This window comes from Vibrio sp. V39_P1S14PM300 (assembly GCF_009904765.1).
GTDB lineage: Bacteria > Pseudomonadota > Gammaproteobacteria > Enterobacterales > Vibrionaceae > Vibrio > Vibrio proteolyticus.
Window position 1 is genome coordinate 1 of record NZ_WXWP01000275.1, and the last position, 21,388, is coordinate 21,388.

Genomic DNA, 21,388 nt, shown 5'->3' on the forward strand with positions numbered 1-21,388 from the left:
GGCGTATACAGGTAGGGCACCATGTAGCCTACATAGTCCGGTGCAAAGTTGAACAGGCTGGAAAAACGGCTACCTAACTCTTTACGCACGTCGATGCGTTTGTCGTGATGTGCGTTGAGAATATGTTGATACAGCAGATTTTCAATGCCGCTCTGACTGATCACTTTTTTGGCCAGTGTTTCCAGCTCGTAGTTCACTTTGACCGGCACCATCTGTTGAGCGAAGACATCATCAAGCAGGCGGTCAAGTTGGGCGATATTAATGCTGTCGGCTTCGCCCTGATCCTGCAGTGTCCGGACAAAATAGGTTTTCAGCTCTTCGATATTGGAGCGCTGCTTATCAAACAGCATCCGGTAGTTGTTCAGTAAGGCCAGTGTCTGAGATTGATCTTCCAGATTTACGTAGACAAACAAGTCTTTTTCCAGTGTGTTTTCCATGGATGGTATTAACACTTGACGTAACTCGTTAAAGTAAGCCTGCTCGACGGCAGGTTTGATGGTCGCACTGGGTAAAAACGGTAAGTTGAACCATGGCTCAGGCTGTTTATAAAGCGCATAAATGCTGTGCAGCGCGTAAAGGTTGGGGATATTGTCTGCCATGTTTTCAACGTTATAAGGAGAGGCTGCGATCGCTTCCTTATAGCTCTCCCACATATTGTCTGCCCGCGCTTCCCGTTGACTTTGATAATCAAAATCCAGTTTGATCACCAGCAGAACAAAGCCAAACAGAGCGAGCCAAAACACGGTATACGCAGATTGGCTAAGCCAGAGCATGTTTTCTTTGCGGCGGTTGACACCAACCAGTTGTTGCTCACTTAAAATCACGTGTGACATCAGGTTTTGTGCGAACAAGCTCTGCGTGACTGGCAACTGAGCTTGTCGGAGATAGGCATCGCTGCCGAGAGACTGGTTAACTGTCGCTGCAAGTAAATCTGACTGTATGCCTTCTTTGCCATGATGGGTAAAGTAGAATCCGCGGAACTGAAGCGCGTCGGTCAGTTGCTCGCCCCGGTACAAACGTTGCAGAAACAGCCACAGCTTTTGTTTGAGCAGACCAAGTTGGAAAGGGGCGCTACCGATGGCATTTCGATAATCCTGATTTAACTGGTTGGCCATGGCACTGCTGCTGTGCGCGATAAGCTGGCTGATCAGATGATCGAACTCGTCATTGAACCAATTGGCGTCAATACCGCCGTGTTTTCTGTATGGCATCGTGGCGCCAAAAACGTCGTCACGCCGAGCTTCTTCAAATCCGGAGAAAAACTGACAGAAATCGGCGATGCCTCCCATGGCGGTGATCAGATTATAAACCGGCAGGTTGAGACCAAATTGCTGGTTATACGCTTTGATGAGACCGGCGACTTCGTCAGCCTGTTGTTCTATTTGCTCATTGCTATTAATCAACTGAGTGACGTCCGTTGTGACCAACAGACCGTTGACAGCTTGTCGCGGCCGCCATTTCATCAGTTGTTTACACAGTGTTCGGATATAGTCCGGGTGTTGGTCATCTGCCCGGCTGATTGAGATCAGAATCGAGTGTTCGCTCTGCCAGAAAAGAATCGGAAACTCGATATCATTACCAAAATCATCCACTTTGTAAGCGTCGTAACCCATCTGGGTAATGATCGGCTTATCAGATTCCATGTCGGCACTGAGCAACAGATAGACAGGTAAATCATATCGGCTGCTGAGACGTTTTTTGCTTCTCTGGCTTTTCAACATTCGTTGGAAATGTTCGGCAAGTCGCCGCTGACGCTGACGAATAACCGCCAGTGCTTCCTTATCTGCGTCTTCCTGACCAGACTGGCGACGCTGCCCCCCCCAGTAAAGGAGCCCTGCAATGAGCAATGCCAGAATAAGGCTGACAGCCGCGGATATTCTCCAGTCTGCGTACATGCGGGTGAGCCAGGTCAGAGTCAGACCGAGGGTGACAACGATCAGCGCCGTCAGTATGGCGAGCAGGATGTTTCGGCGTTGCTTTGAAGCGGTGGATTCCACGGATGTCATTATTGGCTTCCTTGCTTACGTGCTGTCTCACCGAGACCTTGCACAATGATGGCGTTAATGTTGTCTTTATCTTTAAACCAGGCCTGAATCGTTTGCGCTTGCTGGGATGATGTAGTGCGGATAATCACTCGGAAATACGCCTTGTATTTGTCGACAACAGGCTCGTAAGAATTGGGCGATAGAGTGCTGATAAAGCGAGTTGCGTTCTTTTCAGTGCTGAAGGTGGCCAGTTGAACCAACCAGTCAGAGTGGCTGGTGGCGATTGATAAGGGAGGCGTTGTGTTGACCAACTCCACTTTACTGGCTTTGGCAGGAGGCTGCGCCAGATCACTGTCTGAACTGATGAAAACGATGTCGTTGACTTCTCCGGACAGAACATACCGCTGGCTATAGTCTGGTAGGTTCTGGAAGTCCCGGGCACGATGAGGCAAGGTCTTGTCATACCAGAAGTAGGTAAAACCGACGCTGGTGGCGATCAAGCAGACAAAGAACATGGTGGTGACAAGGTAACGTTTTCTTCGTGTTGGTTTACGGCATTTCGGCAGATTCGTCTTGGTGTGGCAGTAGAGCGCACCAGACTGACGGTACTGACTGATGAGTTGCTCCAACTGATGAATAACGCGCTTTAACTGATCTGAACCAGCTTCACGGTACTGCCCCCTAAAGCCGATATTGAGAAACAGATAGATGACCTCCAATAAGTCAATCAGTTTGTGGGGTTGGCGCATGGCTTTTTCTGTCACGGTAAAAAACAGCTCACCGCCGTTTCGCATGCCGAACAGTTCACTGAGCAGGGTTTTGTTCTCCCAACTACGTTGCTCTCCCCACTCAGTGTAAATAATGAACTCATCCAAAACGACGGCATATAAAAAGCACAGCTTGTCGATCACCGCTACCGGGTAGGTGAGCTCGGCACCTTTCGCTTTTAGCTCATTAATTTGGCTTACCAATTCCTCGCGCAGTACATGGATATCATCCGGCTCGGGCATGGTGCTGACTTTCAGAGCGATAGTAAGCAGTTCAGCGCTGATATTAATGAGCTGATTTTCTGCTTTGTCAAAATGGCGCAGGAACTCAAGCTGGCTGGTTGAGGTTTTGATTCTGACCATCTCTGGTCCAGCCGCCTCATTGTTGAGGTCGACGACGCTTTGTTGTTTGGTGTCCCAAACCAGAGTTTCTTCATCCAGATAATTCATTGCACTACCTCAACGCGTACAGCACCACATCCAGGTCTGGAATTCGTGCATCGACATGGAGCGCCAGCGCGTCTCGTGTCTCCAGCATGTCCAGCCAGCTTCTGTCCGTGGTGTCGATTTCAAAATACGCCGTTCCCTGCATGGGTTTTAGTTCGCTCGGGGCCAAAGGCAGTGGGGTCATTTTGATTCCAGACAGGGCATTGCGCACCAGTTCAACAATACGGGTATTGCTGCTTAGCTTTGCTGCAATCGGAAACAGATCATTGAGTTCACTGGTGTTAAGTGCAGATTTAACGCTGAGCACAAAACGGCGATTGGTGACGCTGGCAGGATCCCGAACCACGGTTCTCAGCAAACGACGTTTTTCGAACAGGGAGTGATCCCAGTGATACTCCAGGACGGAATCTTGTTGTACCAGCGTGAGCATATTTCTTAAGCTGGAAAACAGCGGGTTAAAGCTCTCGTAGAGTGCCGCGTAGTTCAGTTCTGGACAGCTTGGTGGCACCGCTGGCGTCAATGCAAGAATTTGCGCCTCGTAGCGGCGCAACTGAGTGTAAATGTTGTGCGTCTGTACTTTGGGGTTGATGATGGTGAGATCAAACCAGGGCAGCCAGGTATTGAGTGTCTGCAACCAGAGATAATCTTGCATCAGCGACTGGGTGCTTTTTTGCCCTTGCCCGGCTTCTATGCGTTTGAGCAAAGTCTGGGCACGGTTGTAAGACAGAGCGTGGATCTCTTTGAGGCGCTCTGTCAGAAATTGTGAGGCGCCGTAATGAAGGCAAGCCGGAATAAACGCGCGATCGAGAATCACGTCGCCGTTATCACCACATTCAAGAACTTTAGCCACAGGAATCAGAGTAAAGCCAGAGCTGTCACTGCTGGCTAATCTCAGGTTGATATTGAGCTGGGCAATATCAACCTCGACGCTGGCATTGTCTGTTGTTGAGGTGTCGAAGACATTAATACCGCGAGTTTGATAGCGGCTCTGTGTTTCGGTGTCACTGCTGAAATCATTATTTCCTTGCAATGAAAGTGGCAACGCGAGATACACCACGCTCTCTACCGTACCTTCTGGAATATCGACCGTGATTTCATGGTTCAAATCGAAATGCGTACCATCGGGGAACAATCCGGCACACGAGGTGACTGAGAGTTTGCCGATCTTTAGTAAATCATGATTAATGCTGAGTGCGGTAATACCAAAGAACGGAGCGTATCCCGCCAGTGTTTCAACATTTTGACGGATGTAATTTTGTACATACCGGTCTTGTTGCTGAAAATGTTGCGGCGCGATGAACATCCCTTCCTGCCATACAACTTTTTTAAATGCGTCCACGTAATATCCCTATAGTCATCGTCTCAGAAAATCTGCCACCAACTGGATTCAGGTGTGATCACTTCGATGGTCACCGCATCATCGTTGAGAGATATTTGCAGGTACTGATCATCTTCGGTCGGCAGGGTTGAGACCGCTTTCGCTTCGCCATCCTGATAATTGGAAAACTCTGCCAGTACGGCCAAATACTGGGTGTCTTTGTTGATATCGATAGTTTGTGAGGTTTTGCTGTCTGGCATGACAACGGGCAACACCTGTTTGGAGATAAGGTTGGCGGCCAGCAACTGAACATCGTTATTGTAAAGGTCGATGAAAGCCAACTGTTTGAACATCTGCTGATCCTTGAGTTGATACAACCTGACGATCACCGGGTTGGCTTTACTGGTTGCACTGGGGTTGACGGAAGCGTCCGCCGTCACGGTCAGTGAACGTTGCGTGATAGTTGGCGTTGGATCTGACGAGCAAGCCGTAAGGATCATCAGACACATCAGAGATACCCCGAACTTCATCAGCTTTCCTCCCTCTGTTTCTGCATGTTCTCGAGAAACAACGCTTTGAACTGGCGACGAAAATCACCGTTCTCATGACGGTGAGTAAAGTGCTTGCGATAGATTCGCCAATACTTTTTCTCTTTGCTGGCAAACAGGCTACCGTGGAGGTATTCACTGAATTGTGTCTCTAATTGTTCTGGGGCCAGTTCATCAAGAAATTGGTCCACAGTGGCTTCCAGCGCGGAAAACAACGCGTCGTGTTGCAACATAGGATTGTGCAGATACGGTTGGTTTTTTTCAGTAAGCGTGATCAATTTGTCAATGGCACTTTCCAGTTGAGATGTCTGTCGTGTTTCCACCGGAAGGAATTCGAGTTGATGTGCCTGATGTGAGAGGTTGTCTTGTCTATCTTCGACGTGAGGCGCCACTTGTTCTTCATCAAGATCTTCAAACGGATCTGAGGCAAAGGGGTCGTCACTCATGACATTGTGTGTAGAGAACCCAGATGCAGCCCGTTCCGCTGCTGCCGTTTCAATGTCTTCCAGAAAGTCCGTTTCATCATCCAGATTGAGGTTGAATCCCCGTTCAAGTCTAGGGCCGGTATCTTGCTGAATGCGCTCATCAATATTGTTGGAGCTGACCAGTGTGCTGATGAGCATGGTATAACCTTCTACTTTGAGAATATCGCCGTCATTGAGTGGATAGTCTTTTTCGGCCATCAGCGGTTTATCGTTGAGAATAGCGCTGTTTTTCCCACGGCTACGAATGCGATAGCCATGCTCGCTGAGATGAATGTCACCATGTACGCGAGAAATGCGCTTCCCCTGATCGGGTAAGGCAACGTCACAGTTTGTGTCTCTTCCGAATGTGCCGCCGCTTTTAGGCAGATAAATGACGCGGGAGGCGACAACTTCATCGTCGGGTATGGCGATTAAATGAATGCTTATGGTCACGGGCTATCCCTTACACTGAGTTACGGCGGAATTAAAGCTTTTTAAAAAGCCTGAGTACTGATTGAGGAAACGCTTGGAGAAATAAACTCCCATGGGTTTGGTTTCCAGTAATTGATGCGTAAAGTAGTCGACCGGAAGGGCGGCGCTGTTCAGTTCGGCTCGAAATACCAGTTCATCTTCCAGAGCGACGTCAATTTCCCTTTGTTTTAAAAGCGTTAATAAAACTTTAGCATCTCTGGGCTGCTTTACGACGTTGTAGCCGTTACGTTTGAGCCAAAACCATTTGCTTGAGCCAAACTTGGCTGAAAACTTGAGATTCACTTTAGACAATTCAGTGATCTTTGGCTCAACTCCAGGGCCAAAATACCACTGCAATGTTTGTTGGGCGACCGGCGTCGATAGGGTGGCGTATTCATCGCGTTCCTGCGTTTGGGTTGCGACGAAAAAGCCATGCTGCGCGCCGCTGTGGACACGCAATTGCGCTTCGGACCAGTCCGTCATGGTAATTTGATAGGGCTGGCTGAGTTTTCCGAGCGCGCACTTAATCTTGTTCAGTGCCAATCCTTGCATTTCTCCGTTCTGATAAACCTGGTAGGGTGGCCAGTCTTGTGTGGTCAGCATCAGTCGTGCAGGGCCTACTGCTTGTTGAGCCAACGCAGGTGCCGGGCTTAACGTTGTCAGGAGTAAGCAGGCCAACAGGTACATCAATTTGGGTGTTCTTCCAGGCGTCATTGCTCTGTCCCTATTAATTCAGAAATTTTTAATATCGAAACCGGTGGAAAATAGTTCAACTGTTTAGCCGCCCTGATATTGACAATATAGGAATACTGACTGAGTGCTTCTATCGGGATTTGTTCCGCGGTTTGCTGGCCATGCAAGATTAATTCGGCTTTATGGGCCGCAAACTGACCTACGTTGTAATAGCGGCTGACAATTCCCATTAGGGCATCGTGGTTCCGAATTGGTGATTCAGTGGCTGAGAATGTCAGCAGCCCGGCATGGTGGAGGGCATCTACAATCGGCTTACCATTTGAAATGACATACGAGTCCGGAGGCAGATACGCCAGGTCGACGTGATCGTGCTGCATGGTTTTAATGATGCTATTGAGTGAGTTCAGGTCGACCTTATTTTGCACCAACGCAAATGGATACAAGTGCACATCGAGTCCGAACTTGTGCGCCAGCAGATGAATTTTATTGGCGGTGATGACCGAATTATTTTCTTGGGGGTTGAACACCACTCCTAAGGATTTAACGTGACTCAGTCGTGATATGGCGTTGAGCTGTACCTTGTGCGGCACGATATGACTGACGCCGGTGAAAGGACGTGCTTCGTCTGGATCGGAAGAGATTAGGCCAGAGCCAAGGGGATCTGAGACCACACTGAACACCACTGGCGCCAAGTGACGACTGCGAAACTCGGTGGGTTGCAAAGAGGTGCCCAATAACTCACGGGTGACGGTGGTACCGAACGTATAAACCAGATCGGGCCTGAGTGTTTCAAGATGAGCGATATGGTGACGCAGACGCTGAATGTCTTTATCGGCATTGAGATAAGTGAATTCGACGTTGACACGTTCCGAAAGGTAGTCGACGAAGCCACGCTCAGCGTCTGTCACACCTCGCCAAAGCAGCAAAACCACTTGTTTGTGGGTTTGTGTCGCCCAGCTCGGTGTGACGACCATCAGCGTCAGAAGCAACAGGATTCGGTTTCTCATCCGGTCACCTCCAGTTTATTTTTGTCGACGCGGATAAACCATGCATACCCTAGAGCCAGCACCATGGTGCTGAGCAGTAAGGCGACGCCAAACAACATAATGGTTTGATTGTAGCTAAACAGCGTTAACAGCATTCCGGTCAGCAGTGGCCCGGATATGTTGCCCACCCGTTCGGTAAGGCGAAAAATGCCGATCACTTTGCCTCGCTCTATGCCCTGATTGCCCAGCAGTTCAATCACCAGCGGAAGTTGCGGCGAAATACTGATGCCATGGGCGATGCCGATTAGTACCACAATCAGAAGTAACCCCAGTGTGCCGGGAAGTAACTGGACATTTATCATGGCTGTTGCTGCCATCAGGCCACCCGCAACAATGAACGCGATTTTATTGTTTTGTCTGTCTATCATTGCTGCACAAAGCGGTGATATGAGGATGATGGCCAATCCATAGGTCATCATGATCCGGCCAGACACTGAACTGCTTTCCCCCAGAAACTGTAAATATATGGGGCATAGAAAGTAGAGGAATCCGGTTAGTATGATTTTGGCCGGAATCGCGCTGCATAAGGTGATCAGGGCGAAATATTTATTATTGAGCAACAAGCGAAAATCACTCAGTTTAACTGGATTGGCTTGTAGGCCGCGCTCTTGGCTGGTGAAGATAGCCCCTACCAAAATCGCACTGCACAACGCCTGAAACGCTGCGAAAAGGAACGTTTCGGGATACCCAAGCTTGTCTGCCAGAATGCCACCTATCGCGGCACCACATAATGAGCCGGAGAAAAAGGCAGAGAGAAACGTGGCCATGCCTTTGGTGCGGCTGGTGTCTGTCGTGGTGTCGGTGACATAACCTTGTGCGGAAATAAAAACGATACCGTAACCAACGGCAGTAAACGCGCGTGTCAGCAGGAGCATTTCCAGGCTATTGACGGCGGCTGTAGCGGCTAACCCGATACAGGTGACCAGACATCCCGTTACGAGTGATCGGCGGCGTCCCACTCGATCTGACCAGGCGCCGGCAAAGGGCAGAGACAACGCCCAGCAGAGCATGAAGAGTGAAATTGGCACGCTGGTTGTCAAGTGGTCGGGAATCCAGCCGGAGCTGTTGTCCAGTGTCAGCACATAATTAGGGAAAAAGGCCAGTGACGAAGCTTCAGCAAACACCAGCAAAAACAGAGGCAAACGAATAAAACGATAATCGGCGCTGCGGATAAGTTGGCGATCTTGCGCTGGGTTTATCTCTAGGACGGTTTTGTTAAGTTGGTCTATCAGTAAACGCAGTTCGTCACGAGTGGTTCTGCGCGCCAGACAGAGAGCACCACGTTGCCGGGTTGTCGCGAATACCTGCTTAATTTGTTGCCACGGTGAGAGAATCATAAAGTGGCACAGAAAGAGAATAATTTCACTGACGAAAAGACACGAGGTGATCAGGACCGTTAACATGTCCATCACGCTCTCTTCGATCAATTTGCCAATGATGTTGTTGTCGGTGGTCAGCGTTAGCGCAATTTGAGAGTCCGGTTTTAGAGTGATCAGGCTGGTATTGAGCTGCTGGCTACCGGTCAGTTGCTCTGCCGAGGTATACACCGGCTGATTTTGCGCGTTGAGGCTGATGGAAACTAACTCTTCGTGACGCTGAATATAAAATGCAAACTCTTCTTCCAAACCATTTAACTGGTTGAGTGGGATACCGCTTTGCAATAAACGATCAATCATGGAGCGCAGCGCGTCACCAATTAATTGTGATTTTTGAATCAGGGTGGGTTCATAAATATCGGAGAATACGTGCAAGGAGTGATAGGAAGCACCAAGGTTCGCCACTATGGTGAGCAGAATTGCAAGTAGAATCAATAACAAGGGGTAATTTCGAGAGCTCAGGCGCCGCCACCAGGAGGAGTGGTGTGACGAGCCCATTCTCTGCTGTGCGAGAGCGAGTCTTTGGCGTGCATCGTGTTGTGACGTACTGGCCAGAATCGTCGTGGTATCGCTGATCTTAAGCAGTACATTATGCAGCACGACTTTGAGAGCAAGGTAGCCCACAATAACGCATGAACTCAGCCAGAATATGGCCGCAAGAATCTGGCTCTTGAGCAACTCTTTGTGCAACAGATTCAAATGCGTGACGGAATAGCGCAATTGCAGAATACCTTCTTCCATTCCGAAGGTATTGCTCAACGGCACGCGAATATGGCGCTCCAGCCCCTTTGAATGGTGGCCAGTTGAGAAAATGGTGTGACCTGCCGTATTTGTCACGCTCAGCTCGGTAATGCCATCCACCAGTTCGGCGCGTCGCTCCAGCAATGCCTGAACATTCGTGATGGCTGCCAGCGGTAAACCCAGACTCAGTGCCTGTTGAATGTCGTTTTTGGTCTCTTCTACCACTATCTGATATAAGGAATCGCTGGTTTCAGTCAGGCGCTTTTCAAAGTTCAGATAATTCAGGACTGTGTTGAGTGATAACGAAAACAACAGCACAGCAATGATCGCCAGAACCAGTTTGGTTCTGAGCGACCAGGTGACTTTGGTTGGCTGAAGCCTAGTTTCCATATGCAGGCTCAACTGATCAGCAACTCAAAACCTTGAGCCGAGTTGTCGGCCCGGACCACCACGTGAGAGATCGGTTTGCGCTCACTCAAACAGGCGATGCACTCTTCCGCCAGTCTGGGCATTAGTGAGCGATTAATGATCTGCTCAACGGCACGCCCGCCTGTCGTTGGGTCGGTATTCCGGCTGACAACCTGATCGACAAATCCCTGATCCCAGGTAAAGCTTGCTTGATATTGCTCGGCCAGTTTCCTTTTGATGCGATTGAGCGCAATTTCGGTGATCTGACTTAATTCTGCGTCATTAAGTGGGTAGTAGGGCACAATTGTCGTTCGCCCGAGGAAAGCCGGTTTGAAGTAACGCTGCAAATCCGGACGGATGGCATCAAGAAGTTGACTGCTATCCAATCGTTCAGTGTTCTCACTGCATACGTCGCATATGGCCTGATCGGCAGCGTTGGAGGTCATGATGATGATGGTATTTTTGAAATCAACGGTACGGCCTTCGCTGTCTTTGATGTGGCCTTTATCGAATATCTGATAAAAAAGGTCATGCACACCCGGATGGGCCTTCTCCATTTCATCGAGCAAGAGCACTGAGTAGGGGTTACGTCGAATGGCTTCGGTCAGCACACCGCCTTCACCGAACCCAACGTAACCAGCAGGAGAACCGAGCAACATGGAAATTTTGTGCTCCTCTTTGAACTCGGTCATGTTGATGACGGTCAGATCATTGCTCCCTCCATAAAGCTGCTCTGCCAGCGCCATCGCGGTTTCTGTTTTCCCGACACCGCTCGGTCCACACATGAGAAATACGCCAATGGGTTTGCGGCTGTCGGTTAAACCGGCTCTGGAAATGCGAATCGCTTTAGCCAATTCCTGTTTGGCGACGTCTTGTCCGATGACGCGTTTGTCCAGTTCATTTTCGAGATTGAGCAGCTTGGCAATTTCGTCACTCATCATGTTACCGACGGGGATACCGGTCCAGTTGGCAATGACCTGTGCAATGGTATTGGCATCGACCATGGCGTTAACCAAAGGTGTCTCGCCCTGGAGTTCGGCAAGCTCATCAAGCAACGCGTTCATTTGTTGTTGGCGAGGCTCTGCGTGTTCGCTCTGCTCATCAGCATTGAAGATGCTCTCCTGAAGCTGCTTTATTTTGTCGACGAGCTGAATTTCCTGTTGCCATTGATCCTGATAATCAGCCAACTGACTTTGATGTTGTAGGATGCTTTCGTCGAGCAACTGAATCGCGTCGTCACGCTGACCAAACAGAGCCTGTTCTTTTTCCAGTGCAGCTCTCTCATTTTGTTCATAACGCAGTTTTTGTTCCAAAGACTCAATAACCTCAGGTTTTGCGCCCTGAGTCAGTGCGATACGGGCACTGGCGGTATCAAGTAAACTGATGGCTTTATCCGGTAGCTGCCGACTGGGCAGATATCGAATAGAAAGGTGTACCGCAGCCTCGATGGCTGCGTCGGTAATGAAGACGCCGTGATGTTGTTGTAGGGATTGCGCAACCCCTCGCAACATTTGCATCGCGTCATCAGCGTTGGGTTCGTCAATCGAAACCGTCTGGAATCGACGAGTCAGAGCCGGATCTTTTTCAAAATACTTTTTGTACTCTGCCCACGTGGTAGCCGCAATGGTTTTGAAATCACCTCTTGCCAGCGCCGGTTTGAGCAGATTCGCCGCGTCGTTTTGTCCGGCGGCACCGCCAGCACCGATCAAGGTATGGGCTTCATCAATAAACACGATGATGGGCTGTTCGGCGTTTTTGACCTCGTTAATGACATCTTTCAATCGGTTTTCAAATTCACCTTTAACACTTGCTCCAGCCTGAAGCAATCCCAGATCGAGAGAGTGAATTTGGACGCCTTGCAGCGCGCCAGGGACTTCATCAGCGGCGATACGCAGCGCTAACCCCTCAACGACGGCCGTTTTACCAACGCCGGGCTCTCCGACCAGAATTGGGTTGTTCTGGCGTTTTCGACACAAAATATCGATGGCTTTACGTACTTCCGCATTGCGTCCCGAGATAGGATCAATGTGGCCGTCGAGTGCTTGCTGAGTAAGGTTGATGGTGTATTTGCTCAGCGCATCGGCTCCTTCTTGCGTCGATGCCCTTACTTCGCCTGGCACGGAAACTGAGTGTCCGACTTTTGCCTGGCGAATTTGCCCTTGTAACGCTTCGAGAGAGAGTGGCTTCAAGCATGTGAAAGAGTGCGTCGTCATGCCAAGAACATTCTGTTGGAGTAACGCCTGAATCAAGTGAAGGCTGATCACCTGATTGTGTCCGTAGTTCACCGAAGCAAGCATCCAGGCATCTTTGATCAGCTCCGTTAAAGGTTGACTGAGTGTGGGTTGGCCTTCGCTACCTTTGGGTAAGCGACTGAGCTTGTCACTCAGTTCATTCACCCACTCGTCCTGAGACAGGTTCTGTTTGCTAAGCAGGTCCAAGAGATGCGCATCCTGTTGAGACAACAACTGCAACAACCAATGTTCCACTTCAATGGCGGCCACTCCCTGATTCATCGCAGCTCCAGCCGAGACTTCCAGTGCCTGTTTTAATTCCGGAGAAAGCTTGCTGACCAGATTGGTTAAAGTTACTTGAGCCATACTTAATTCCTTGTATCTCAATCACGTGTTGGTTATCTACCTGAGCAGAATTTTGACCAACTCATTGGGTTTGTATTGAGGAGCGAGACAATCGACTTCGCCCAATCGGAGCGCCGAGGCAGACTTTGCCGAAATGCTGGGCTGCTGAAGATACGAACGTCTGACGTTGAGGTACACCGAAATTACGGTGTTGTCGCGTAGGTAGTGTTTACTGAGCGAAACCATTTCGTCCGCCAATCGAGTGTCAGACTGTATGCGGAGAAACTCTGCACGATTCGACGGCTCAAGCGTCAGCGTAAGACGGTTGAAATGAACTAACCCTGTATTACCCAGCAGAAAACCCTGACCAACACGGCTGTTGTAGTCTTCTTGGCAACCCAACCGGGTCAAGGAGTCTGTGGGGAGCTGGCGCCGTTCGGCCTGGCTGCACTGAACCGTTATTTTGTAGGGAAAGTAGTCATTTAATATCTGACTCAGAGCCACTGGATTACGACTTCTCTGTCCCAGCAACAAACTGTACTGAAAGTAAGGTTTGTGCTGATACTCCAGTGTCGCCAGATGTTTAAGCAACTGAGTCTTTGCTGGTTGCTGCTCACGCTCCAGTAATAGCCACGCCTGGCTTTCAACACGGTAGCTGATTTCAAAGTGACGTTGATTGAACACATCTAAGAAGTCTTTCAAGGCATGATTATCCCGGTGCAGAGCGGTCAGCATCTCTTCATAAATGTAATCGGGTATCACACCTTTAACGCCGGACAAGGCTTGTTTGGCAAGTCTCAGTTTGGCGCCGCCATTGGCAGAGGAAAAGTAACTGACCTCTGACGACGTACCGCTTGGCATGGCCTCTGCTTTCAAGGTGAGATTCAAACGCTTTCCGCCTTGTGCGGACAGTTGTTCGAGCAGCCGCATGGCTTGAACGAAATCATATCGCTGTGGGTTTTTGGCCAGATCGTGCAGACGTGTCAGAGACATAACTGGCTCCCATGGACTTTGGGGTAAGTTTTAACAACGCCGTCATGCCCATAAAGGCGGATTTTGAGTTGAATATAACGATCGAAGCTGCAGAACTGTTGGAAAAAGTGATTCAAGACATCGCAGAATGCATGAAAAGGCTTGTCTGTATCCAGTGTGATTTCAATTTCGGTGCCTGGAGCAAAGACATTGCTCCCCATGGTTCTGATTGCTGAAACCTGAGTATGAAAGACAACTCGTCGGATAGTCTGTATTTCGCTGGCACTGACTTGAGGCCGGCTGCAAAGCGTCAGCATTTGCTTGAGATCATCGGCGGGCCTGGTTGATTGTAGCAATGATGAGAAGTTGCCGTTGAGCAGCCCAATAAATTGCCAGTGACTGTTTGGATCCCTTTCGCGAGCCAGAGGCGCCGAAGGCGGGTATATGGGGGCAAATTCGACTGGCAAATCAATGCTCTCCATGCACTCCAGGCTAGAGTGGATACTGCACGCATATTTACCGTTGGTACACAGCAGGTGTGTACCGTAGGTCTTATTAAATTCGCCGTTGTGCGGTTCAGGCAAAGAAATGGCTAAATGGAAATCACCGTTGATATCACGTTTACTTTGCCAGCTGTCGGTATGGTTCAGCTGGCCATACTTATTGCGAAAAAGTGGCACCAAAGGGCGTTCGCCAGATGGAGTGATTTCAAATACGTCGAGTACGTCAACAACCTGAATTCCGCTTTGCGGATGGGCGTCAGCATTGACGGGAATGGTCAGCTTTCTATGATCATAAATCGCCGGTTCGCCCATTTGATAAAACAAATTGGCAGCCGGGATGACATTCAGTTTGAAAACGCCCGGCTCAAATAAACGGACGAACTCAGACGGGAGCGAATGGAGGAATAGGTTGATCTTGATGTCGGAGCTAGCCAATTGCGTGGCATACAAACCAAACTGTTTTAGGCGGAAAAACTGACGCTTTTCCTTAAAAAAGAAAAATTCACTCATTAACTGGTAACCAGAGAACTGATTGCCATGTTGGGGAAGAAAAGAAAAAGTAGGATCGCTTATCCGGTTTACCAGATTGTCTCGGTCCACAGCGATATGCGTTTCGCACTGCGAGTCAGACACCGATATCGCAGCCACGTCACTCAACAAAATGTCGACCAGGGAATCCGCACTACTTTCAAAGCCTTGCACAAAAAAATCCAGGTCTTTGAGATCCAGATGACGAAAGTGTACATCGGGATCTCCTGTACTCAGAGTTAATTGTATGACGGCGGTAGTCTGTGCTGCATGATTCGGACGATTGAAGCCAAACGGTGCGCTCAAAGCTTGAACATCGGTCAGCTGATACGGTTCAATCGTGATTGGCGCTACTGTCGTAAACTGGTACTCTTTTCCGTTGGCGCTGCCCGAAAACCGACTGTTCTCAGGTAAAGTTACTGACTCCTGAGGAATGTCTGACGTTGTGGGTTGCAGATAGGCAATACTTGGCACCAGTTGGGTATAGGAAGGATAAAGAACCCCCAGTAAACCTTCGACCACATCGGGCAATTGCTCGCTCAGTTGTTTCTCTATGGTGGCATTTAACAGGGCGACACCGTCAAGCAGGCGGGCGATGCTAGGGTCTTCTATTTTTCCCTGATTCAGATTGAGGCTGCGGGCATGCTCGGGATACTCGCTACTGAACAGACCCAGTGAGCGGCGCACGAACGCCAGCTCTTGTTCGTAATATCTCAACAGAGGATCAGTCATAACTTTCTTCCTCCAGTGATGAGGTCAGGTCACACAGTGCAATTTTCGAATCGAACACCAGTTCTTGCTCGCCATACTCCTTGCCAAGCCTGGCGATGATGGTGAAGGTCAAGGCATTTTCTCCTGCTTTTCTGCCAGTCATCTCCACAGAAACTTTGTGAAGCCTTGGTTCGAAATTCCGTATCCAGGTTTCAAGACGCAGTGCCAGTTGGGCATGATCCAGGCTGGCACTGAGTAGTTGGACGTCTTCAATACCAAACCTGAGGTTGGAGCGATTGATCTCTGTGAGTCGGTCATCAAAGTCGACCAGCGCTGCTTCAGACTCAAGCAGCTTGGTCAGATGGTAGCGGACGTCATCAATAATTTGGCCGGTTTGACTTGGCTCTTCACTGCCAAAGGCGTTCCAGAAGCTCATCGGCTTGCCTCCTCTAGCTCCGTGGTCAGCACCACCTCACCGCTAAAGTGATCAAATTGATATTGCGGCACCATGCGTAGAGTGCAGTGAAACGTTCCGGTTTGAGAGGCGGATGTGCCGACAGAAACTTTGGCAAAACTGAGTGGATATCGTGCCAGTGTATCTTCGTTGGCGTATGACACGTTGCTGGTGTACTTCTCAATCCACAGCGAGAGAAACTGCTCGCATTCGGCCGCAGTGTTAAAGCTGCCAATCATTTCCCGTACCTGAACTTTTAAGTAGTGGGCGATTCGACAGGACATCAAGGTGGTTTGAATTTGCGTCAATACCCGTTCATTGTCGTTTTCACCCGCCTGCCAGACAGAGTTGTTACCGCTAAAGTAATACTTGTCGGTCATTGGGCTGCGGGTTAGGGGGATAAATCCACTTGACGCATAAAACGTTGCTAACTTGCCGAACAGGTGAATGTCGGGTTGGGGAATTTGAAGATACTGCGCGCTGTCATCCCCTTGGGAGACATTGACCACAGCACCTTGTAGTTTGTCATTCCAGCGGGATTTGAGAAATCCAAACCAGTTGACCCGGTGGTGTTCGCGCATGATCACAGAGATGAAGGCAAAGGCGCTATTGCCCCAGACGCCGTCGGAGTTCTCGTTGTACATGAAGCCAACCTGAGCGTTCAGATACGGGGGACGCAACTGGATATTTGGCATAACCAGCCCCAGAAAACGTGCACTGGGTTTGTTTCGCAGCGACTGCCATGCGGTGTAATCCGGTCCGTTCAGGATTTTGTCGATCCGGTTGATGTCAGAAAGCCAGTCTGCCCCGTTGTTTGCAAAGAAGCGGGAGTCGGGCGACAGGATCATTGGACAAAGTGTAGATTCCCCCAGTTTGCTGAGCAACTCTAATGTAAACAGATCGTCGTAATCCGTTAGCATGCTGATGTCGAGTGACACTGAATGCGCAAACACCACACAGCCAAATGGATGTCCACCTAAGGTATTCAGCTCTTTGTTGCCGATCTTGTTATACAGTTCGCTGCTGCGAATACTGTACGCCTGATTAAGATCCGCGGAAACGTCCTGCCAACCCATGTCGAGCAGCTTGAGCCGGGTTCGCTGATGATTGATCGACAGGACCGCCAACTGATTGAGGTGTCGCCAGTTTTTGTAGAGCGCGGAGAAAGCAGGGTGATGAAGAATCTTATCCATTTGCGTGGACAATTGCTGATCGAGAGACACGATCAAGGCCTGAATCGCGCACTTCAGCTCTGATGGTGAGTGAAGTATCTGTACATCGATTTCAGACAACAAAGAGAGTGCATCTTGCAAAAATGCACTCTTTTTGCTGTCTAACTGATTAAAACGGGTTTGCCATTCGGAATTTAACGTCATCGTCAATCGTGGCCGGATTGCTCCGGCCACGCCATTAGTTAACCGGGAATTTTCGCGACCATACGCACGGAAGTGGTCAGTTCTTCCAACTGTAGCCATGGACGCAAATGCGCAACCGCAGAGTAGGAACCCGGACGGCCCGGCTGTTCCACGACTTCAATGCGAGATTCGGCCAAAGGTGTCTTAGCCCGCTGCTCGTTGCCAATGGCACCTGCGTTGGTGTATTGATCGATCCAAAGTTGCAGATCCCGCTGGATATCAGGTGCTTCCAGATTAGACCCCAGCTTGTCGCGTCCCATCACTTTGAGGTAGTGCGCGATACGACTACTGGCCATGATGTAGGGCAGTCGAGCGGAAATCGCCGCATTTGCCGTTGCATCCGGGTCAGTGTAAGTTTTGGGTTTTTGTGTCGTCTGGCCACCAATAAAGACCCCGTAATTGGAATTCTTATAGTGGACCAGAGGCAAAAAGCCCAAGTCACTCAGCTCTTTCTCGCGTTCGTCGGTGAGATTGACCTCTATCGGACATTGCTGGATCAGGTCACCGGCTTCTGTTTTGAACGTTAGGTTAGGTAAACTTTCCACTTTACCGCCATTGTCCAAACCTCGGATAGAAGTGCACCAGCCAGACATGGTATAAGCCTGGGTCATTTTAAGACCGAGCTCATACGCAGCATTAGACCACACCAGTTGCTGGTTGCTGCTTGGCTTCGGATTACCATCCATGTCTGTGCCCAGCTCTTCATAGTTGAATAGCTTAGTATCCAGCCCTTTTGCGCCGTAAGGCAGTCGGGCCAGCGTACGAGGCATGGTGAGAGTGACGTACCGGGCATCATCACTTTCACGGAACGAATTCCATGCAGCGTAAGCTGGAGAATCAAAGCCTGCCGCAACGGGTTTACCTTCGTCAAAGGTGGTGAAGTCATTGAACTCAAACATTTGTGCGTTGGCAGCAGCGATGAATGGCGAGTGACAAGCGGCGGCCACTTCGCCCATATAGCGCAGCAGCGCGACATCTTCATCTTTGGCGCTGAACTCGTAGTCACCGATGAATACACCATAAGGTTCACCGCCAGCTGTGCCGTACTCTCCCTGATAAACGGCATTGAAGAGCGGGCTGCGATCAATAGCAGGAGCATCTTCAAATTGTTCAAGCAACTCTTGTTGAGAGAAGTCGACCATTTTGATCTTTAAATCCCGGCCTAATTCGCTCTCTTTAACCAGCTTTTGTAACCCTCGCCAAGAGCCTTCCAGCTTCTGGAACTCGTCTTGCTGCATGACTTCGGACAACTGTTTTGACAATTGTTTGTCGATTTCACCAATGGCGTTTTCGATGGTTTTGGTCAGGTTTTTATCCCAGGTGACGGTTCCGGAAAGGGCTTGTTCTGCCAGAACAGAGAACAGCTCTTTGGTCGTGTCTGCCGGCGTTTGAGTGGTGGCGGCAATCGCACGGTCAAGAAAGCTCACTTCGCCTTCGGTGGTTTCTGCCTGAGCCTGGTTTTCGGTTTCTGTACTCATGATTCAGCTCCTTCCTGACTGATCCCCAGTTCTGAAGACAGAGCATTGATGGTATCTGCGCTTTGCAACACTTCTTTCAGCAGCTTTTCCAGATCTCTCGAACGATCGGCTTTAGAAAGAAGCACTTTGAGCTGATTACGGGTTTCGACCAGTTTTTTCAGTGGCTCAACCTGTTCAACAATCGCTTCTGGTTCAAAATCTTTCATTGAGGAGAAGGTCAGGTTTGCCTCAAACTGACTGTCGTCGTCAGCCAAGACGTTATCGACTTTCAGGTTGAGTTTGGGGCCGACGCGTTTCATGACGGTATCGAAGTTGTCTTTGTCTACGCTGTAAAACGTGCGCTCTTCGATCGCTTCTTTGTCTTCGCGATGGCCGGAATAATCACCAATGACGCCGACCACAAAAGGCAATTCTTTTGTTTCTACGGCACCGTTTGTTTCCACGTCATATGTAATGCTGACGCGGTTTTTACTGACGCGTTTGTGTTGGGAATTCAATGGCACGGGAACTCTCCTTTATACATTAGGATGCGGTCGAGGTGACTTTCGCGGTGGTTGCATCAAAGCCAACTTCCGGGCCTTTCTCGATTTTTCCACCTTCAGCTTCGATGTAGTACGCCTTCGAGATCTTGGTATAGGTCAGGCTGAAGGCTTCATTTGGCAAAGCACCATCGCTGCCGGTCATGTTGTAACTCGCCATTCGCGCAGCGGTCAGTGTCAGAATCAGGTATGGATCCGCGCCTGAGCCTTCACGATTAGGTTTTGTCATGACGATTTCGACCGTTTTCCCTTCCGCACCAGGCGCATACAGAAATGTTGTCAGGTAAGGGGAGGCACCATCACAAGCACGGCTGATGTTGATTTCTCCTAATGCAACCATGCCTTGATCGGCGTTGTTGGCATTCCCGACATCAATTCCCACACCGCGAACGGCGCCCCAGCTCACGTTGCCGATTGCAAAGAAACCATCTTTACCACCAATTTTTTCAACGGTCGCTGCGCCTTTGGGTGTCGTGCCATCAATACGCATAAAAATAGAAGCCATTCTGTTCTCCTTTGCTTAGTAGCATGATTTACCACTCAAAATCCGTAATACCACGGTCGGAATGAGTGTTAGTTGCTTCAGTTTGGGTTTGTTTTTCGCTTGATGATTGAATGTCGGTATCCGGGCCATTGACTGACGTCGTAACTGCATCAACATTCGTTTGAACTTGTTGAGTCGGCGCGTTGGTTACAGATACGCGCGTCGTATCGATGGATACCTGATCAAGATTATCCATCCCGGAGAGTTGGTTAAGTTGGTTCATCGCGTCGGGATAGTTACGCAACATTTCCTGCATCAATTCAGGCAGACTCATCTGACCCCAACGGATAGCTCGCTCCAGCAAGAAGGATATCGGACTGTGAGGCTCGAACTCTCGAAAGTATTCCGCAACCTTTCTCAGCTCTACGAATGCGGATTCCCGCTGTGTAATGGGAGACTGATTGAAAGTGGGGGGCGTCGGCGCTGGTGTTGTTTGCGATGTGATTGACTGACTGTTTTCTGTATTTGGTGTATCAGTGCGCGCGTTGGAAGGGCGTTGCGCAGTCTGAATCTCGGTCGTTTGACTCTGAATCAAACCATATTCCTGATCGAGTGGCCAGGGAGAGAACTTATCTCCCGCAAGATACTGAATGGCTTTGAGCAGCTCTTCAATATTGTGCTTGATAAAGCGAAAGCTCGGGCTTGCCAGATTGGCGTCCTGACACTTTTGCTGAAGCAGAAGGTCTGTACGGGTCAGTGTGTGATAGCTTTCTGCCAGCGCCATTACCGTATCAATCACGTCGGGGTTAAACAGGCGATGTGCTCGCGTTTTTAACTCCGCAAGAGAACCGTGTTTTTCAGCGGTCAGGTAATCCGCCAAAGTGATTGAGTCGATTAAGGGCACCATCTGCAGAGGTATGTAAAGTGCTGTTGTTTCATTCGACTCGCCAAGCAGTTGCTGTAAAGGACGGAGACGAAACTCTACGTGCTCGGTTTGTTGCTCACCGGCGCTCTCTGAAGAGAGTTTGTCCTCAGGCAGCATGGGATTTAAATGGTCCCAAAAACGCTCGACGTATTCGGGCAGCAAGGTTAAAGACGCTGAAAGGTTGAGTAGGGGCTGTGAGGTAAATAGCTGAGAAGAGATTAGCCAGCCAGTCAGCTCTAGGTCTTTAGTTTGAGTCTGAAGTGCGTCGCTGGTCATTTCCCGCAGCGTTTTCCAGGCGTCTTGGTTGGCGTTTTGTAATGCCGGATCGACCGACGCCTCGGGTGTTTCGATCAGCTGACGAAAAGTTGACTGTGCTGAATTAAACGCATTTCTCAAACCACGATACACGCTGCGGTCAAGTTTCAAGTATGCGCCAGCGGGCCGATCTTGGGAGATCGGCGACAGTAGACCCTCTACATCCATAATTTGCAATCAGTTGCTTATTGCAATTATTTTTAATATTGAGATTTAAAAAATCT

Annotated in this window: 17 protein-coding genes; all 17 read right to left on the bottom strand. The window is 49.6% G+C overall.

The features are described 5' to 3' along the window. A partial coding sequence (locus tag CAG65_RS13955) for a type VI secretion system protein (protein ID WP_237668815.1) occupies positions 1-2,006 on the bottom strand: 2,006 nt, incomplete at its 3' end. Next, on the bottom strand, positions 2,006-3,202 hold the full coding sequence (gene icmH / locus CAG65_RS13960) for a type IVB secretion system protein IcmH/DotU (protein ID WP_161454034.1): 1,197 nt from the start codon (positions 3,200-3,202) through the stop codon (positions 2,006-2,008). The genes CAG65_RS13955 and icmH, both read right to left, overlap by 1 nt. 4 nt (positions 3,203-3,206) lie before the next feature. Further along, positions 3,207-4,538, bottom strand: a complete 1,332-nt coding sequence (tssK, locus tag CAG65_RS13965; protein ID WP_161454035.1) for a type VI secretion system baseplate subunit TssK — start codon at positions 4,536-4,538, stop codon at positions 3,207-3,209. A 23-nt stretch (positions 4,539-4,561) separates the two neighbouring features. Beyond that, on the bottom strand, positions 4,562-5,047 hold the full coding sequence (gene tssJ / locus CAG65_RS13970; RefSeq protein WP_161454036.1) for a type VI secretion system lipoprotein TssJ: 486 nt from the start codon (positions 5,045-5,047) through the stop codon (positions 4,562-4,564). Beyond that, the gene (locus CAG65_RS13975) at positions 5,047-5,982 is read right to left on the bottom strand and encodes an FHA domain-containing protein (protein WP_161454037.1); all 936 of its coding nucleotides are present in this window, start codon (positions 5,980-5,982) and stop codon (positions 5,047-5,049) included. The genes tssJ and CAG65_RS13975 overlap by 1 nt, the downstream gene beginning before the upstream one ends. A gap of 3 nt (positions 5,983-5,985) precedes the next feature. After that, positions 5,986-6,687 carry a transporter substrate-binding domain-containing protein gene (locus CAG65_RS13980; RefSeq protein ID WP_161454044.1) on the bottom strand — a complete coding sequence of 234 codons (702 nt, stop codon included), beginning with the start codon at positions 6,685-6,687 and terminating at the stop codon, positions 5,986-5,988. A gap of 23 nt (positions 6,688-6,710) precedes the next feature. Beyond that, on the bottom strand, positions 6,711-7,700 hold the full coding sequence (locus tag CAG65_RS13985) for an ABC transporter substrate-binding protein (protein ID WP_021705569.1): 990 nt from the start codon (positions 7,698-7,700) through the stop codon (positions 6,711-6,713). Then, a complete protein-coding gene (locus tag CAG65_RS13990) occupies positions 7,697-10,246 on the bottom strand; it encodes an MFS transporter (RefSeq protein WP_161454038.1) in 2,550 nt (849 codons plus the stop codon). Before CAG65_RS13990 ends, CAG65_RS13985 begins: the two co-directional genes overlap by 4 nt. Before the next feature lie 8 nt (positions 10,247-10,254). Then, positions 10,255-12,861: a type VI secretion system ATPase TssH gene (gene tssH, locus CAG65_RS13995; RefSeq protein ID WP_161454039.1), complete on the bottom strand. Its 2,607-nt coding sequence runs from the start codon at positions 12,859-12,861 to the stop codon at positions 10,255-10,257. Between the two features lie 36 nt (positions 12,862-12,897). Then, positions 12,898-13,833, bottom strand: a complete 936-nt coding sequence (locus CAG65_RS14000; protein WP_202599393.1) for a type VI secretion system baseplate subunit TssG — start codon at positions 13,831-13,833, stop codon at positions 12,898-12,900. After that, a complete protein-coding gene (gene tssF, locus CAG65_RS14005; protein ID WP_161454040.1) occupies positions 13,824-15,575 on the bottom strand; it encodes a type VI secretion system baseplate subunit TssF in 1,752 nt (583 codons plus the stop codon). Before tssF ends, CAG65_RS14000 begins: the two co-directional genes overlap by 10 nt. Next, positions 15,568-15,990 carry a type VI secretion system baseplate subunit TssE gene (gene tssE / locus CAG65_RS14010; protein WP_161454041.1) on the bottom strand — a complete coding sequence of 141 codons (423 nt, stop codon included), beginning with the start codon at positions 15,988-15,990 and terminating at the stop codon, positions 15,568-15,570. Before tssE ends, tssF begins: the two co-directional genes overlap by 8 nt. Then, positions 15,987-17,390 carry a type VI secretion system contractile sheath domain-containing protein gene (locus CAG65_RS14015; RefSeq protein ID WP_161454046.1) on the bottom strand — a complete coding sequence of 468 codons (1,404 nt, stop codon included), beginning with the start codon at positions 17,388-17,390 and terminating at the stop codon, positions 15,987-15,989. The genes tssE and CAG65_RS14015 overlap by 4 nt, the downstream gene beginning before the upstream one ends. 32 nt (positions 17,391-17,422) lie before the next feature. Continuing rightward, positions 17,423-18,901 carry a type VI secretion system contractile sheath large subunit gene (gene tssC, locus CAG65_RS14020; protein WP_161454042.1) on the bottom strand — a complete coding sequence of 493 codons (1,479 nt, stop codon included), beginning with the start codon at positions 18,899-18,901 and terminating at the stop codon, positions 17,423-17,425. Next, positions 18,898-19,404, bottom strand: a complete 507-nt coding sequence (gene tssB / locus CAG65_RS14025) for a type VI secretion system contractile sheath small subunit (protein WP_021705577.1) — start codon at positions 19,402-19,404, stop codon at positions 18,898-18,900. Before tssB ends, tssC begins: the two co-directional genes overlap by 4 nt. A 19-nt stretch (positions 19,405-19,423) precedes the next feature. After that, the gene (locus CAG65_RS14030; protein WP_021705578.1) at positions 19,424-19,945 is read right to left on the bottom strand and encodes an Hcp family type VI secretion system effector; all 522 of its coding nucleotides are present in this window, start codon (positions 19,943-19,945) and stop codon (positions 19,424-19,426) included. A gap of 28 nt (positions 19,946-19,973) precedes the next feature. Then, a complete protein-coding gene (locus CAG65_RS14035; protein ID WP_161454043.1) occupies positions 19,974-21,332 on the bottom strand; it encodes a type VI secretion system protein TssA in 1,359 nt (452 codons plus the stop codon). Between the last annotated feature and the right edge of the window lie 56 nt (positions 21,333-21,388).